Source organism: Klebsiella sp. 28, assembly GCF_018223905.1.
Taxonomy (GTDB): domain Bacteria; phylum Pseudomonadota; class Gammaproteobacteria; order Enterobacterales; family Enterobacteriaceae; genus Klebsiella; species Klebsiella pneumoniae.
The window spans coordinates 1-16,159 of record NZ_JAGRQY010000018.1 but is presented as its reverse complement, the minus strand read 5'-3'; the positions used below and the strand labels follow the sequence as shown (position 1 = coordinate 16,159).

Sequence of the window (16,159 nt, the reverse complement as noted above, 5' to 3'; positions counted from 1 at the left end):
TCTTCTCTTTTTTCATGAACAGATGTTAATCCGCATTTAAATCCCTCAATCCTTGCAGGGGATTCTATAAGCTACCCGCCCTCTTTTTAGCAACTCAGAACTAACATCATACTTTTCATGAATATATACCACCGTTTGATGTTGGTTACGCTGCCATTCGCCTCTGTTCAGATTTGCGCGGCCGCGGAACCAACGGCGCCGCTCGAACCGGCGTATGCCTATCACGGCGCAGAACCCGCGGATCTGCCGGCGCCAGAAAGTCGCCAGCCTGCGGCCGCAGCATCGTCCTCGCTACTCCCTTTGCTAGGCGATGAGGCCAGAAAGCGCGGCTACGTCCTGCCGCTGCCGTTTGGCGTCAGCATTAACTATATGGATATGCGGCAGAATATTAATGTCGACAGCATAAACTTCACCGGGCTGTCGCTGGATGGCCGCAATATCGATTGCGGTAAGGATCCTGTCTGCAAGCACGCCGTGAATAACATTTTCGCTAATGGGCCGGTCTCGCTGGATAACGCTTTCCAGATTGGCGTTGGTCATACGCGGGAAAGCAGCAAAACCGAGACGCTCAAGCTGGATGCCTGGCTGCTGCCGTTTATGAACGTTTATGGCCTGGTGGGGCACACCGAAGGGCATTCAATTTCGCAGATAGCTGTCGGCCTGAAGGGACCGAACGGTAAAGTGGTGCCCCTGCCGGGGATGCAGGATCTCGACTTTCGTCTCGATTTTAAAGGTACTACCTACGGGATGGGCACCACCCTGGTGGGCGGCGTCGGCAATTGGTTTACCGTGCTGGACGCCAACTACACGCAAACGCGCTTTGATATCCTCGACGGCAGCATCGATGCGCTTACCTTTTCGCCGCGCGTTGGCTATCGTTTCAGTACGCCATCGGTCGATGCGCTGCATCTCCCCGCCGGAAAGCTAAATCTGTGGGTTGGTAGCATGTATCAGGATGTCCAGCAGGAGTTTAAAGGCAGCCTCAGCGATCTCTCGATGCCGTCGCCGATGCTGCAGAATATGGTTAATCTGGCCAACCAGGACAATAACGGTCGCTTCGATGTGAAGCAGCATCTGCAGTCGCCATGGAACGTTCTGGTGGGCGCGCAATACGAGCTGACGCAGAATTTTAATATTACTACCGAGTTTGGCTTTGCCGAACGTAACAGTTTCTTTATTGCCGGCGAGTATCGCTTTTGAGCCGACTGTTTATCACTTTTCTGCTGCTGATGGCCTGCCCGACAGGCAGCCAGGCCGAGGCGCTCAGCCGCGAGAAAATCGACGGCTGGCTGCAGCATCTCGGCGCCAGCGATAAGTTCGACGCCAGCAAAGGCATCGACTGGGGCGTGATGCCCGGTCCGTTCTATACGCCGGAACTAGGGTTGGGCATTGGCACCGCTGTCGTCGGCCTGTATCGTCCCGACCCGCAGGATACCACCAGCCAGAACTCGACCCTGACGCTCAGCGGCTACGCCAGCTCTACCGGCGCCTTTGGCCTCAGCGTGAAAAACTACACCTTTTTCGATCGTGATCTGTGGCGCGTTTTTGTCGACGGGTCGATAGCCAATACGCCCACTTATTATTGGGGGCAGGGTTTTCATGCCGGGGATAAAGACAATGAAAAAGAGAAGTATACCGCCCAGGTACTGACCCTGCGACCCACCCTTTATCGGCAGCTTATCGATCATGTTTATCTCGGGGCGGGATGGTCGCTGGCGGCGCAGAATGCCGATGAGATGGACCATGACGATCGGCCGAAGATAGAAAACACTCCGCAGGGACCGTCGGTATTCAGCTCCGGCGCCAGCATCGATATCAACTGGGACGATCGCGACTTTGTCCCTAACCCGCGCCGGGGTCAGTATGCCAACCTCCGCTATACCCACTATGCGCCCGGATTAGGTAGCGATACCCGCTTTGAGGAATTTCAGCTGCACTATAGCCATTATCATGCCCTGAGCGAGAAAAGCGTGCTCGCCTGGGAGGCCGATGGCGCCTTCACCCAGGGCGAGGTACCGTGGAGCATGATGCCGCTGCTCGGCAGCGATGAACGGATGCGCGGCTACTACCAGGGGCGCTACCGGGATAAAAAGGTCGTCAGCGGTCAGCTGGAATATCGCCGGCAGCTCACCTGGCGGCACGGGATTGTCGCCTGGGCCGGGGCGGGAACCATGGGGCCCTCACTGTCGTCGCTGAATAATGGCCGCTGGCTGCCTTCGGCGGGCGTTGGCTACCGCTTTGAATTCAAACCTCGCGTTAATGTTCGCCTCGACTACGGTATCGGCAATGGCAGCAGCGGCTTTTACTTCCAGGTCGGCGAAGCGTTTTAACGCCTCCTCCCCTTAATTTTCTCTCTTATCGCCTCTTGTCAGGGCCGCTGCGCTTTAATTTTCATGAATTGTTCTTTTTGTGATCCAAATTGTAGTACAACAAAATAATGTTGTACTACATTACGCTCATGTTGATAACGTACAGCATCACGTTAGTAGTACAAACATGAGGCGAAATTCAGCAGCGACGGTAAAGTAGAGCAGTACACATAGAGCACAAGGACTCTCCATGACTCTCAATAAGACCGATCGCATTGTGATCTCGCTGGGCAAACAGATCGTCAGCGGTAAATACGTCCCGGGTTCGGCGCTTCCGGCCGAAGCGGAACTCTGTGAGGAGTTTGAAACCTCGCGCAACATCATCCGCGAAGTGTTTCGTTCCCTGATGGCGAAGCGGCTGATTGAAATGAAGCGCTATCGCGGCGCGTTTGTCGCTCCCAGAAACCAGTGGAACTACCTCGACACCGAGGTGCTGCAGTGGGTACTGGAAAATGACTATGACCCGCGTCTTATCAGCGCGATGAGTGAAGTGCGCAACCTGGTTGAACCCGCCATTGCCCGTTGGGCGGCGGAACGCGCCACCTCAAGCGATCTGGCGGAAATCGAGTCGGCGCTCAATGACATGATCGCCAACAACCAAAACCGGGATGCCTTTAACGAAGCGGATATTCGCTACCACGAGGCGGTGCTGCAGTCAGTACATAACCCGGTTTTGCAGCAGCTTAGCGTGGCGATCAGTTCGCTGCAGCGGGCGGTATTTGAACGGACCTGGATGGGCGATGAAGGCAACATGCCGAAAACCCTCCAGGAACATAAAGCGCTATTTGACGCCATTCGGCATCAGGATAGCGACGCGGCGGAGCAGGCAGCGTTGACGATGATCGCCAGCTCGACACGAAGGCTTAAGGAAATCACATGACGGCTCGCTACATCGCAATAGATTGGGGATCGACGAATTTACGCGCCTGGCTTTATCAGGGCGAAGAATGTCTGGAAAGCAGGCAATCTGAAGCAGGCGTAACGCGCCTGAATGGTCGCTCTCCCGCTGCGGTGTTAGCGGAAATCACCCAGCACTGGCGCGATGGCGCCACACCGGTGGTGATGGCAGGGATGGTCGGCAGCAACGTGGGCTGGAAAATCGCCCCTTATTTGCCACTTCCTGCCGCGTTCTCGGATATTGGCCAGCAGTTAACTGCCGTTGGCGACAATATCTGGATAATACCCGGCCTTTGCGTTTCCCGTGACGATAACCATAACGTCATGCGTGGGGAAGAAACGCAGCTGCTGGGCGCACGCGCCTTAGCCCCTTCGTCTGTCTACGTGATGCCGGGAACCCACTGCAAGTGGGTACTGGCCGATCGCCGGCAAATTCACGATTTTCGTACCGTTTTGACCGGTGAATTGCATCATCTGTTGCTTCAGCACTCGCTGGTGGGCGCCGGCTTACCGCCGCAGGAAACGTCCGCTGCCGCATTCGCGGCAGGTCTGCAGCGCGGTATCAACAACCCCGCCGTCCTGCCGCAGCTGTTTGAAGTTCGCGCTTCGCACGTGCTGGGCGCGCTGCCTCGCGAGCAGGTTAGCGAATTTCTTTCCGGCCTGCTGATTGGCGCTGAAGTTGCCACCCTCAGCGACACATTCGCCGGACAGCAGGCGATCAGTCTCGTCGCTGGGTCATCGTTAACATCCCGCTATCAGCAGGCATTCGCCGCCATTGGCCGCGAAGTCAGCGCGGTTGCGGGCGATACGGCATTTCAGACAGGAATAAGGAGCATCGCTTATGCAGTGGCAAACTAACCTTCCAATTATCGCTATCCTGCGCGGTATTACGCCAGACGAGGCGCTGGCTCACGTTGGCGCCGTTATCGACGCCGGTTTCGACGCGGTTGAAATCCCGCTGAATTCGCCGCAGTGGGAGAAAAGTATTCCGCAGGTCGTAGACGCTTACGGCGAGCAGGCGCTTATCGGCGCGGGCACGGTGCTGCAACCGGAGCAGGTCGACAGGCTGGCGGCCATGGGCTGTCGGCTGATTGTGACGCCAAACATTCAACCGGAAGTGATCCGGCGAGCGGTGGGTTACGGCATGACCGTGTGTCCAGGCTGCGCCACCGCCAGCGAAGCCTTCAGCGCCTTGGATGCCGGTGCGCAGGCGCTAAAAATTTTCCCGTCATCGGCTTTTGGCCCGGATTACATCAAAGCGTTGAAAGCCGTGCTGCCGCCCGAGGTTCCGGTCTTTGCCGTTGGCGGCGTGACGCCGGAAAACCTGGCGCAGTGGATTAATGCCGGTTGTGTGGGGGCTGGGCTGGGTAGCGATCTCTATCGCGCCGGCCAGCCGGTTGAACGTACCGCGCAGCAGGCAGCCGCATTCGTAAAAGCGTATCGAGAGGCAGTGAAATGAAAATAACCAATATCACCACGTACCGTTTACCTCCGCGTTGGATGTTCCTGAAGATTGAAACCGATGAAGGCATTGTCGGCTGGGGCGAACCGGTGATTGAAGGGCGCGCCCGCACGGTGGAGGCGGCCGTTCATGAATTTGGCGACTACCTGATTGGCCAGGATCCGGCGCGGATTAACGACCTGTGGCAGGTAATGTACCGCGGCGGCTTTTATCGCGGCGGCCCGATTATGATGAGCGCCATCGCCGGTATTGACCAGGCGCTATGGGATATTAAAGGTAAGGTTCTGAATGCCCCGGTCTGGCAACTGATGGGCGGGCTGGTGCGTGACAAAATTAAAGCCTACAGCTGGGTGGGCGGCGACCGCCCCGCCGAAGTAATTGACGGGATTAAGAAGCTGCGCGGCATTGGTTTCGACACCTTTAAATTAAACGGCTGCGAAGAGATGGGGCTCATCGATAATTCCCGCGCGGTTGACGCGGCGGTGAATACCGTGGCGCAAATCCGCGAAGCGTTTGGCAATGAAATTGAGTTTGGTCTCGATTTTCACGGCCGCGTTAGCGCGCCGATGGCTAAGGTATTAATTAAAGAGCTGGAGCCATATCGCCCATTATTTATTGAGGAACCGGTATTAGCCGAGCAGGCGGAATATTATCCGCGGCTGGCGGCGCAAACGCATATTCCCATTGCCGCCGGCGAACGTATGTTCTCGCGCTTTGAATTTAAACGGGTACTGGAAGCGGGCGGGGTGGCTATTTTACAACCCGATCTGTCGCACGCAGGCGGTATTACCGAATGCTATAAAATTGCCGGCATGGCGGAAGCCTATGACGTTGGGCTGGCGCCGCACTGTCCGCTGGGGCCGATCGCGCTGGCAGCCTGTCTGCACGTTGATTTCGTTTCGCATAACGCGGTCTTCCAGGAGCAGAGCATGGGGATCCATTACAACAAAGGCGCCGAACTGCTTGATTTTGTGAAAAACAAAGAAGATTTCAATATGGAAGGCGGCTTCTTTAAACCTCTGATGAAGCCGGGGCTGGGCGTGGAAATTGATGAGGCCCGCGTGATTGAGTTAAGTAAAAACGCTCCGGACTGGCGAAATCCGTTGTGGCGGTATGAGGATGGATCTGTCGCCGAATGGTAAATGCGCGTCATACTTCGCACTGGTGATGCGTTGGCTGCATTTTCTTACCCTGGTCACATACTATTGTATGCTCCCAGGGATGCGAAAATTTGCCGCCTTTCCCCAGCACGAATTATTTAGCGCATCGCAACATAGTTATTAATAAAAAACAAAAACACCCTCTGTAAATTACCGGGCATGGTGAGCGGCTTCGCTATGCCCAAAATCTGGAGACAGATTGCGATGGATATTTCAGTTACCGCTGTAAAAACCGGGCGTCGCCGTTATCTGACGCTCATCATGATCTTTATTACCGTGGTTATTTGTTATGTAGACCGTGCCAACCTCGCCGTCGCCTCGGCGCATATTCAGGAGGAGTTTGGTATTAGCAAAGCGGAAATGGGCTACGTATTTTCCGCCTTTGCCTGGCTGTATACCCTCTGCCAGATCCCTGGCGGTTGGTTCCTTGACCGCGTGGGATCCAGGCTTACCTACTTTATCGCTATATTTGGCTGGTCGGTGGCGACGTTGCTACAAGGCTTCGCCACCGGTTTAATGTCGCTTATCGGTTTACGCGCCATTACCGGCATCTTCGAAGCGCCAGCCTTCCCGACCAACAACCGCATGGTGACCAGCTGGTTCCCGGAGCACGAGCGCGCTTCCGCCGTCGGGTTTTATACCTCGGGGCAATTTGTGGGTCTGGCTTTCCTCACGCCGCTGCTGATCTGGATCCAGGAGCTATTGAGCTGGCACTGGGTGTTTATCGTTACCGGCGGTATCGGCATTATCTNNGCATTATCTGGTCGCTGATCTGGTTCAAGGTTTATCAACCGCCGCGCCTGACTAAAAGCATCAGTAAAGCCGAACTCGACTATATCCGCGACGGCGGCGGCCTGGTGGATGGCGATGCGCCGGTGAAGAAAGAGGCGCGGCAACCGTTATCGAAAGCGGACTGGAAGCTGGTTTTTCACCGCAAGCTGGTTGGCGTTTACCTTGGACAGTTCGCGGTAACCTCGACGCTGTGGTTCTTCCTGACCTGGTTTCCGAACTACTTAACCCAGGAAAAAGGCATCACCGCGCTGAAGGCCGGCTTTATGACCACGGTGCCCTTCCTCGCCGCGTTTTTTGGCGTCCTGCTGTCTGGTTGGCTGGCGGATAAGCTGGTGAAAAAAGGCTACTCGCTGGGCGTGGCGCGCAAAACGCCGATCATCTGTGGACTGTTGATCTCCACCTGCATCATGGGGGCAAACTACACCAACGACCCCATCTGGATCATGGCGCTGATGGCGCTGGCGTTCTTCGGTAACGGTTTTGCGTCTATCACCTGGTCGCTGGTCTCCTCCCTGGCGCCGATGCGCCTGATCGGCCTGACCGGCGGGGTGTTTAACTTTGTTGGCGGCCTGGGCGGCATCACCGTCCCGCTGGTGATTGGCTATCTGGCGCAGGATTACGGCTTTGGCCCGGCGCTGGTTTATATCTCCGTGGTGGCGTTAATAGGCGCGCTGTCTTATATCCTGCTGGTCGGCGATGTGAAACGTGTAGGCTAATTTTTTGCGATACGCTACCCTGATGCGTAAGTCTCGCATCAGGGTATCGTCATGAAACAAGTCACTTTTGCTCCCCGTCATCACCAGCTTACCAATATTAATACCTGGACTCCCGACAGCCAGTGGCTGGTATTCGACGTTCGTCCGTCCGGCGCATCGTTTACCGGCGAAACCATTGAGCGAGTGAACGTAAACAGCGGTACTGTGGAGACCATTTATCGTGCCACGCAGGGCGCGCACGTGGGCGTGGTAACCGTGCATCCAACCCAGGAGCGCTATGTGTTTATTCATGGCCCCGAGCGGCCGGATGCGCAGTGGCAGTATGATTTTCATCATCGCCGCGGGGTGGTGGCCTTTCAGGGGGCTGTCGAGAATCTGGACGCCATGGACATTACCCCCCCCTACACGCCCGGCGCGCTGCGCGGCGGCAGCCACGTCCATGTCTATAGCCCCAACGGTCAGTTTGTCAGTTTTACCTACAACGATCACGTGCTGCACGAGCGCGATCCGGCGCTGGATCTGCGCAACGTCGGCGTGGCGGCGCCCTATGGACCCGTGACGCCGCAGGGACAGCATCCGCGCGAATATGGCGGCAGCCACTGGTGCGTGCTGGTAAGCCGCACGACGCCGGCACCCGCGCCGGGCAGCGATGAGATTAATCGCGCCTATGAGGAGGGCTGGGTCGGGAACCATACTCTGGCGTTTATTGGCGATACGCTGGCGGAAAATGGCGATAAAGTGCCTGAGCTGTTTATTGTCGATCTGCCGCAGGATGAAGCCGGCTGGAAGCAGCCTGGCGGGGCGCCGCTGGCCGGTACCGCAACCACAATGCCGGCGCCGCCGGCGGGCGTCAGCCAGCGTCGTTTGACCTTCACCCACCATCGCCGCTACCCGGGACTGGTGAACGTCCCGCGCCACTGGGTGCGCGCCAATCCCCAGGCGACGGCGATAGCCTTTCTGATGCGCGACGACGCCGGCGTAGTGCAGCTGTGGCTTATTTCCCCGCAGGGGGGCGAGCCGCGGCAGTTGACGCATCACGCGTCGGGTATCCAGTCGGCGTTTAACTGGCATCCGTCGGGAGAGTGGCTGGGTTTTGCGCTGGAGGATCGGATTGCCTGCTGCCATGCCGGTACGGGAGATATCACCTTTTTAACCGATACGCATGCGCATGCGCCCTCGGCGGACGCGATCGTCTTTTCGCCAGACGGTAAACAGATTGCCTGGATGGAGGAGGTGGACGGTTATCGTCAGCTGTGGGTTACGCAGACCGGACGATAACTTACTGGGCAGGCATCGGCGCTGGCGGGATCACCGAGTTGGTCGCCAGCGTAGCCTTCTCGCTCTTTTCGACCCGAGATTTGATTGAGCTGTCGGTGCGGAACATATCCCACGGCAGCAGCAGGGTATCCATGACGGCGGTGAACGGCATGTCCAGCGCCACCAGCGATTTCACACCCCAGTTGGTATCGCTGTCCCCAAGCGTTTGCGCACTGGAGCGCGTGCCCGGATAGGTTCCCTCTTTGCCACCGGTATGTGACATTACGCTGGAGCAACCGCTCAGGCTTATTATCCCGCTGAACAGGACCAGCTTTAACAGTCGTCTGCTTTTCATTGTTCTTCCATTGTCGTTTCGGGCGTTGAGATAACCTTTCAGCGGTTATATCGGGCCATCCCGTGAATGCATAGTGTTATTGCGCCGCACTGTGGCGGGCATCGCACTTTGCTTTTTGTGCTCCTCCACCCAGTCTAAGCAATCATCGATAAACTGCAAAAAAAATTGCCCTCAATCCCTTGAAAAGCACGGGGAGAAACCCATTTTATAGGTGTAACCCACTGAGAATACGCCTGAGGGGTATTCCGGATTACCGCGGCCTGTCCACGATGGAAGGTCATTTGATTCTCGCTGATTTTCAGGAGCTATTTACTATGCGTAACTTCGATCTTTCCCCGCTATATCGTTCAGCCATTGGTTTCGACCGCCTGTTCAACCTGCTGGAAAACAATCAAAGCCAGAGCAACGGCGGCTACCCTCCGTATAACGTCGAGCTGGTAGACGAAAACCACTATCGCATCGCTATCGCGGTGGCTGGCTTTGCTGAAAGCGAGCTGGAGATCACTGCCCAGGACAATCTGCTGATCGTCAAAGGCGCCCACGCCGCCGAGCAGAAAGAGCGGACCTACCTGTATCAGGGGATCGCCGAGCGCAACTTCGAGCGCAAATTCCAGCTGGCGGAAAACATTCACGTCCGCGGCGCCAACCTGGTGAACGGCCTGCTGTATATCGATCTGGAACGGGTGATCCCGGAAGCGAACAAGCCGCGCCGCATCGAAATCAACTAATTGTCCGTTTCAGGCCGCGTGGCGGCCTGATGTAACAACCTGCTCGCCGTCAGGGAGCAGATGCGAATTTACAGAATTCGCAGGTATTCACTCGCTTCTTAGAAGGAGAAAACAGTATGCGTAACTACGATTTATCCCCCCTGCTGCGTCAATGGATCGGTTTTGACAAACTGGCCAGCGCCCTGCAAACCGCCGGTGAAAGCCAAAGCTTCCCGCCCTATAACATCGAAAAAAGCGACGATAACCACTACCGCATTACCCTTGCGCTGGCCGGTTTCCGTCAGGAAGATCTGGATATTCAACTGGAAGGCACCCGTCTGGTGGTGAAAGGCACGCCGCAGCAGCCGGAAAAAGAGACCACATGGCTGCACCAGGGGTTGGTGAGCCAGGCCTTCAGCCTGAGCTTCACCCTCGCCGACAACATGGAGGTCTCTGGCGCGACCTTCACCAATGGCCTGCTGCATATCGATCTGACCCGCAATGAGCCTGAGCAGATCGCCCCGCAGCGTATCGCCATCAGCGAACGACCGGCATTAAATAGTTAATTAAGCGAATAACTTATAAGGCCCCGATTTTCGGGGCTTTTTTGTGTGCGAGAGCACAATAAACTTCCTTGCTGCAACGGGTGTTTCAGTTTAAAAAACAATCAACTTTGGGACTCACTCAAACAAGGATACGTTATGAACGAACAGCAGCCATTTGAAGCGATTAGAAAGAGCGATGAGGCGGGGCGGGAGTATTGGTCTGCCCGCAACCTTGGTCCCCTGCTTGACTATAAAGAGTGGCGGAATTTTTATAAGGTCATTGCAAAAGCGATAATTTGATGTGAGGCGAGTGGTCATCCCTCGGCAGACCATTTTGTTGAAACCAACAAAATGGTCGAATTAGGTTCTGGCGCCAGCAGGAATCTTGAAGATTTCCACCTCTCACGCTACGCCTGCTATCTGGTAGTGCAAAATGGCGATCCGTCGAAACCGGTGATTGCTGCGGGGCAAACGTACTTTGCCTTGCAAACCCGGCGCCAGGAATTGCAAGATGATCAAATATTTAAGTCTCTACGAGAGGATGAAAAGCGACTGTTCCTGCGCAATGAGCTCAAAGAGCATAATAAACATCTGGTTGAAACGGCCCAACGTGCTGGTGTTGAGACGACTCTTGATTTTGCTGTCTTTCAAAACCATGGTTATAAAGGTCTCTATGGTGGTCTTGACCAAAAAGCAATCCATGAGCGTAAGGGCCTAAAGAAAAGCCAAAAAATACTCGACTATATGGGATCGACTGAGCTCGCGGCCAACCTGTTTCGTGCTACCCAAACGGAAGAAAAACTACGTCGGGACGCGGTTGATTCGAAGCAACTCGCCAACAAAACGCATTATGACGTAGGGCAAAAAGTACGCCAGACTATTAAAGACCTGGGTGGCACTATGCCTGAAGCACTTCCTTCCCCGGAGAAAAGTATTCAGCAACTCACTATCGTAGCGAAAAATAAGAACGCGCCTGAGTAGCGTATCTTACTCCATGATTATTGTGCGCCAGGCAGCATACAATCCGCCTGGCCGCGGTCATAATCCCTGTTAATAATAATGTTATTCACAGGGACGGTACCATGAGTGAGATAGCATTGACGGTCAGCGTGCTGGCGCTGGTGGCGGTGGTTGGGTTGTGGATCGGCAATGTCAAAATCCGCGGCGTCGGCTTTGGCATTGGCGGCGTCCTGTTTGGCGGGATTATCGTCGGCCACTTTGTCGATCAGGCGGGCGTCGCCCTCAGCAGCCCGATGCTGCATTTTATTCAGGAATTCGGCTTGATCCTGTTCGTCTACACCATCGGTATTCAGGTGGGGCCGGGCTTTTTCGCCTCGCTGCGGGTCTCAGGCCTGCGGCTCAATCTGTTCGCTATCCTTATCGTTATCCTCGGCGGCCTGGTGACCGCGGTGCTGCATAAGCTGTTCAATATTCCTCTCCCGGTGGTGCTCGGTATCTTCTCCGGTGCGGTGACCAACACGCCGGCGCTGGGGGCCGGGCAGCAAATTCTGCGCGATCTCGGCGTACCGTTCGAGGTGGTCGATCAAATGGGGATGAGCTACGCGATGGCGTATCCGTTCGGCATCTGCGGCATTCTGCTGACCATGTGGCTGGTGCGTCTGTTCTTTCGCATCAATATCGAGAAAGAGGCCCAGCGGTTTGAGGCGAGCAGCGGTAACGGCCACGCCCATTTACACACCATCAACGTGCGGGTGGAAAACCCCAACCTCAACCAGATGGCGATTCAGGATGTGCCGATGCTCAACAACGACAACATCGTCTGTTCGCGGCTGAAGCGTGGCGAGCTGTTGATGGTGCCTGCGCCGGGCACTCTTATCCAGGCTGGCGACCTGCTGCACCTGGTGGGGCGACCTGAGGATTTGCACAATGCACAGCTGGTGATAGGCCAGGAGGTGGCGACCTCGCTGTCGACGCGCGGCACCGATCTGAAAGTGGAGCGGGTGGTGGTCACTAACGAAAAAGTGCTGGGGAAGAAAATACGCGATCTGCACGTCAAACAGCGCTATGACGTAGTGATCTCCCGGCTTAACCGGGCAGGCGTCGAGCTGGTAGCCAGCAGCAGCGCCAGCCTGCAGTTTGGTGACATCCTCAACCTGGTCGGCCGTCCGGAGGCAATTGACGCCGTGGCCGCCGAACTGGGTAACGCTCAGCAGAAGCTGCAGCAGGTCCAGATGCTGCCGGTGTTTATCGGCATCGGACTCGGGGTACTGCTGGGATCTATCCCGTTGTTTATTCCCGGCTTCCCTGCCGCACTGAAGCTGGGACTGGCCGGTGGGCCGCTGATTATGGCGCTGATCCTTGGGCGTATCGGCAGTATCGGCAAGCTGTACTGGTTTATGCCGCCGAGCGCCAACCTGGCGCTGCGCGAGCTGGGGATCGTGCTGTTTCTGGCGGTGGTCGGGCTAAAATCGGGGGGTGACTTTGTCGCCACCCTGACCCAGGGCGATGGTCTGAGCTGGATCGCTTACGGTATTTTCATCACCGCCATCCCGCTGCTGACGGTGGGCATCCTCGCGCGCATGCTGGCGAAAATGAACTATCTGACGCTGTGCGGCATGCTGGCCGGCTCCATGACTGACCCGCCGGCGCTGGCCTTCGCCAACAACCTGCACGCCACCAGCGGCGCAGCGGCGCTCTCTTACGCCACCGTCTATCCGCTGGTGATGTTCCTGCGCATTATCACCCCGCAGCTACTCGCCGTGCTGTTCTGGGGACTGAGCTAGCGGGCTTTGCGCCTGGACGCGGCGCAGGTGATAGTCCACCTGATACTCGCTGGCGTTGCGGAACATGACCGAATAGTTAAGAAACTCGCCGCTGTCGCTGTAGGAAAGGGAGGTAATACGCAGCAGCGGCGTCTGCTCCGGGACGTTCATTGAGCGCGCCAGCTGCTTGTCCGCCAGCACCGGCGTCAGCGTTTCATAGTTCCCGCTGATGATGATCCCGCACTCCTTCTCAATATAATCAAATTTCGACCCTTCCAGATGGCTCAGCGACAGGTTGCGGAACAGCTTCACCGGCATATAGCTATCCTCCAGCATCAGCGGCTTGCCGTCGACGTAGCGCACCCGCCGTGAGAAGTAGATCCGTTCATCAATTTTAATCCGCAGCAGACTGGCGATGGCCGGCGGGGCGGGCATCACCTCGAAGGCCAGCACCTGACTCACCACCTCTTTACCCTGCTTGCGCAGCACTTCCGCCAGGCCGGTCAGATTGCTGGTTTCATGATGGACGTCTTTACGCGCCACGTAAGTTCCCGAGCCGTGGCGACGCACAACCAATCCCCAGTCCACCAGCAGATCGATGGCTTTGCGAATAGTCATGCGCGCCACCCCGAACTCCTCGGCCAGTTTTTTCTCTCCTGGTAGCGGGCTGCCGATGGCGAAGTCGGCGGAATTCAGCCGCAGCCGCAGGCGGTCAGCAATGGATTTGTAGATCACCAGTAGTCCTCTTGTGCAGGAAAAGGGGATGTCGCTTTATGCTCTTTTTTCTAAAAAAGTTGTTTAATTACATTCGATTAAGAAACATTCATTTAGTTAATTTCGATGCCTGACTTATCGATGTCTAACTTTTGTTATCGAAGTAGACAACTTTGGCCAAATTAAAACCATGAATGGGATCACGAATCGCAACGGCGCGGCATGTTGTCGGACGGGCAAATTTTTATTCTCCAGTCAGGCCGGTAATCAAGAAAAAGAAGGCCACTCACCCTACGAGTTGTTACATGAGGATTTCCCAATGCTCAGTCAAATACAACGCTTTGGCGGCGCCATGTTTACCCCGGTTTTGTTGTTTCCTTTTGCCGGGATCGTGGTCGGTATCGCCATCATGCTGCGCAACCCGATGTTCGTCGGCGAAGCGCTGACCGCACCCGACAGCCTGTTTGCCCAGATCGTTCACATCATTGAGGAGGGCGGCTGGACCGTCTTTCGTAATATGCCGCTGATTTTCGCCGTCGGTCTGCCGATCGGCCTGGCGAAACAGGCCCAGGGCCGGGCCTGTCTGGCGGTGCTGGTGAGCTTTCTCACCTGGAACTATTTTATCAACGCCATGGGGATGACCTGGGGCCACTTCTTCGGCGTCGATTTTTCCGCTGAACCCACGGCCGGCAGCGGCCTGACGATGATTGCCGGGATTAAAACCCTCGACACCAGCATTATCGGCGCCATCGTCATCTCCGGTCTGGTGACGGCCCTGCACAATCGCTATTTCGATAAACCCCTGCCGGTATTCCTCGGCATCTTTCAGGGTTCATCGTTTGTGGTCATTGTCGCCTTCCTCGCGATGATCCCTTGCGCCTGGCTGACCCTGCTCGGCTGGCCAAAGGTCCAGCTGGGTATTGAATCGCTGCAGGCCTTTCTGCGCTCAGCCGGGGCGCTTGGGGTGTGGGTTTACATCTTCCTTGAGCGCATCCTGATCCCCACCGGCCTGCACCACTTCGTCTATGGCCCGTTCATCTTTGGCCCGGCTGTGGTGGAGGGCGGACTGCAGGTCTACTGGGCAGAGCATCTGCAGGCGTTCAGTCAGAGTACGGAACCGCTGAAGACGCTGTTCCCGGAGGGCGGCTTTGCCCTGCACGGTAACTCGAAAGTGTTTGGGTCGGTGGGGATTGCGCTGGCGCTCTATTTCACCGCCGCGCCGGAAAACCGCGTCAAGGTCGCCGGCCTGCTGATCCCCGCCACCCTGACCGCGATGCTGGTCGGGATCACTGAGCCGCTGGAGTTCACCTTCCTCTTCATCTCGCCGCTGCTGTTCGCCGTTCACGCGGTGCTGGCGGCGACCATGGCGACGGTGATGTACATCTGCGGGGTGGTAGGCAACTTCGGCGGCGGCCTGCTCGATCAATTCTTGCCGCAAAACTGGATCCCAATGTTCCATCACCACGCTTCGATGATGTTCATTCAGATAGGCATCGGCCTCTGTTTCACCGCCCTCTACTTCGTAGTCTTCCGTACCCTGATCCTGCGTCTGAACCTGAAGACGCCTGGCCGGGAAGAGAGCGAAATCAAGCTCTACAGCAAGGCCGATTACCAGGCGGCACGAGGTAAAACCACGGCCGCCGCCGCGCCAGAGACCCGGCTGGGTCAGGCCGCTGGCTTCCTGCAGGCCCTCGGCGGCGCCGACAACATTGAAAGCATCAACAACTGCGCCACCCGACTGCGCATCGCGCTGGTCGATATGGCGAAAACGCAAAGTGACGACGTCTTTAAAGCGCTGGGCGCCCACGGGGTAGTACGCCGCGGCAACGGGATTCAGGTCATCGTCGGCCTGCACGTTCCCCAGGTGCGCGACCAGCTGGAAAACCTGATGAAAGATTCTCTTTCGACCGAACATACCACCATGACGGAGGCAGTATCATGAAAAAATTCTCAGTTGTTATCGCAGGCGGCGGCAGCACCTTCACCCCGGGCATTGTCCTGATGCTGCTGGCAAACCAGGATCGTTTTCCGCTGCGGTCGCTGAAATTTTACGACAACGACGGCGCGCGTCAGGAGACCATCGCCGAGGCGTGCAAAGTGATCCTCAAAGAGCAGGCGCCGGAGATTGAGTTCAGCTATACCACCGATCCGCAGGCGGCGTTTACCGATGTTGATTTTGTCATGGCGCATATCCGCGTCGGGAAATATCCGATGCGTGAACAAGATGAGAAAATCCCGCTACGCCACGGCGTACTGGGCCAGGAGACCTGCGGACCGGGCGGGATCGCCTACGGTATGCGCTCTATCGGCGGCGTGCTGGAGCTGGTGGATTATATGGAAAAATATTCGCCGAACGCCTGGATGCTTAACTACTCCAACCCGGCGGCGATTGTGGCGGAAGCCACTCGTCGTCTGCGGCCGAACGCCAAAATCCTCAACATCTGCGATATGCCGATCGGCAT

General features: G+C 56.5%; 13 protein-coding genes, 3 pseudogenes and 1 other annotated feature. Of the genes and pseudogenes, 14 read left to right on the top strand and 2 right to left on the bottom strand.

What is annotated here, in order from left to right; genetic code table 11:
- Nucleotides 1-117 precede the first annotated feature (117 nt).
- The 8 genes and pseudogenes from KHQ28_RS03085 (at nucleotide 118) to KHQ28_RS03050 (ending at nucleotide 8,674) form a co-directional block, all read left to right on the top strand.
- Entirely contained in the window at nucleotides 118-1,200 is a 1,083-nt protein-coding gene (locus KHQ28_RS03085; protein ID WP_009485044.1) for a hypothetical protein, read from the top strand.
- Nucleotides 1,197-2,330, top strand: coding sequence for a BamA/TamA family outer membrane protein (locus KHQ28_RS03080; protein ID WP_032418240.1), 1,134 nt, complete (start codon nucleotides 1,197-1,199; stop codon nucleotides 2,328-2,330). The genes KHQ28_RS03085 and KHQ28_RS03080 overlap by 4 nt, the downstream gene beginning before the upstream one ends.
- Before the next feature lie 229 nt (nucleotides 2,331-2,559).
- Nucleotides 2,560-3,249, top strand: a complete 690-nt coding sequence (dgoR, locus tag KHQ28_RS03075; RefSeq protein WP_004145084.1) for a D-galactonate utilization transcriptional regulator DgoR — start codon at nucleotides 2,560-2,562, stop codon at nucleotides 3,247-3,249.
- A complete protein-coding gene (locus tag KHQ28_RS03070; RefSeq protein ID WP_004145083.1) occupies nucleotides 3,246-4,124 on the top strand; it encodes a 2-dehydro-3-deoxygalactonokinase in 879 nt (292 codons plus the stop codon). Before dgoR ends, KHQ28_RS03070 begins: the two co-directional genes overlap by 4 nt.
- Entirely contained in the window at nucleotides 4,108-4,725 is a 618-nt protein-coding gene (locus tag KHQ28_RS03065; RefSeq protein WP_032418241.1) for a 2-dehydro-3-deoxy-6-phosphogalactonate aldolase, read from the top strand. Before KHQ28_RS03070 ends, KHQ28_RS03065 begins: the two co-directional genes overlap by 17 nt.
- On the top strand, nucleotides 4,722-5,870 hold the full coding sequence (gene dgoD / locus KHQ28_RS03060; protein ID WP_016946147.1) for a galactonate dehydratase: 1,149 nt from the start codon (nucleotides 4,722-4,724) through the stop codon (nucleotides 5,868-5,870). Before KHQ28_RS03065 ends, dgoD begins: the two co-directional genes overlap by 4 nt.
- Before the next feature lie 177 nt (nucleotides 5,871-6,047).
- Nucleotides 6,048-7,396: pseudogene (locus tag KHQ28_RS03055) on the top strand (MFS transporter).
- Nucleotides 7,397-7,447: 51 nt separating this feature from the next.
- Nucleotides 7,448-8,674, top strand: coding sequence for a DUF3748 domain-containing protein (locus KHQ28_RS03050; protein WP_004150284.1), 1,227 nt, complete (start codon nucleotides 7,448-7,450; stop codon nucleotides 8,672-8,674).
- 1 nt (nucleotide 8,675) lies between these two features.
- Here the strand turns inward: KHQ28_RS03050 and KHQ28_RS03045 are convergent, their stop codons facing one another.
- Nucleotides 8,676-9,008, bottom strand: coding sequence for a YceK/YidQ family lipoprotein (locus tag KHQ28_RS03045; protein WP_004151524.1), 333 nt, complete (start codon nucleotides 9,006-9,008; stop codon nucleotides 8,676-8,678).
- 245 nt (nucleotides 9,009-9,253) lie between these two features.
- Nucleotides 9,254-9,329: a sequence feature (ROSE (Repression Of Heat Shock gene Expression) occurs in the 5'-region of heat shock genes and acts as an RNA thermometer to modulate expression.), on the top strand.
- Between KHQ28_RS03045 and ibpA the strand changes: the two genes are divergently transcribed.
- The 4 genes and pseudogenes from ibpA to KHQ28_RS03025 all read left to right on the top strand — a co-directional run bounded on the left by ibpA (nucleotide 9,323) and on the right by KHQ28_RS03025 (nucleotide 13,004).
- On the top strand, nucleotides 9,323-9,736 hold the full coding sequence (gene ibpA, locus KHQ28_RS03040; RefSeq protein ID WP_004151523.1) for a small heat shock chaperone IbpA: 414 nt from the start codon (nucleotides 9,323-9,325) through the stop codon (nucleotides 9,734-9,736). It overlaps the preceding feature by 7 nt.
- Nucleotides 9,737-9,852: 116 nt before the next feature.
- Nucleotides 9,853-10,281, top strand: a complete 429-nt coding sequence (ibpB, locus tag KHQ28_RS03035) for a small heat shock chaperone IbpB (RefSeq protein WP_004145074.1) — start codon at nucleotides 9,853-9,855, stop codon at nucleotides 10,279-10,281.
- 135 nt (nucleotides 10,282-10,416) lie between these two features.
- Nucleotides 10,417-11,241 (top strand): annotated as a pseudogene (dinD, locus tag KHQ28_RS03030) (DNA damage-inducible protein D).
- Between the two features lie 101 nt (nucleotides 11,242-11,342).
- On the top strand, nucleotides 11,343-13,004 hold the full coding sequence (locus KHQ28_RS03025) for a putative transporter (protein WP_032418242.1): 1,662 nt from the start codon (nucleotides 11,343-11,345) through the stop codon (nucleotides 13,002-13,004).
- Here the strand turns inward: KHQ28_RS03025 and KHQ28_RS03020 are convergent.
- Entirely contained in the window at nucleotides 12,972-13,718 is a 747-nt protein-coding gene (locus tag KHQ28_RS03020; RefSeq protein WP_004181590.1) for a GntR family transcriptional regulator, read from the bottom strand. The two genes, KHQ28_RS03025 and KHQ28_RS03020, sit on opposite strands and share 33 nt — an antisense overlap.
- A 298-nt stretch (nucleotides 13,719-14,016) precedes the next feature.
- Between KHQ28_RS03020 and KHQ28_RS03015 the strand changes: the two genes are divergently transcribed.
- Together KHQ28_RS03015 and KHQ28_RS03010 are read left to right on the top strand one after the other, a co-directional pair.
- Complete coding sequence (locus KHQ28_RS03015) at nucleotides 14,017-15,639, top strand: alpha-glucoside-specific PTS transporter subunit IIBC (protein WP_002923307.1); 1,623 nt, start codon at nucleotides 14,017-14,019, stop codon at nucleotides 15,637-15,639.
- A pseudogene (locus KHQ28_RS03010) lies at nucleotides 15,636-16,159 on the top strand (6-phospho-alpha-glucosidase); the annotation flags it as partial. The gene KHQ28_RS03015 and the pseudogene KHQ28_RS03010, both read left to right, overlap by 4 nt.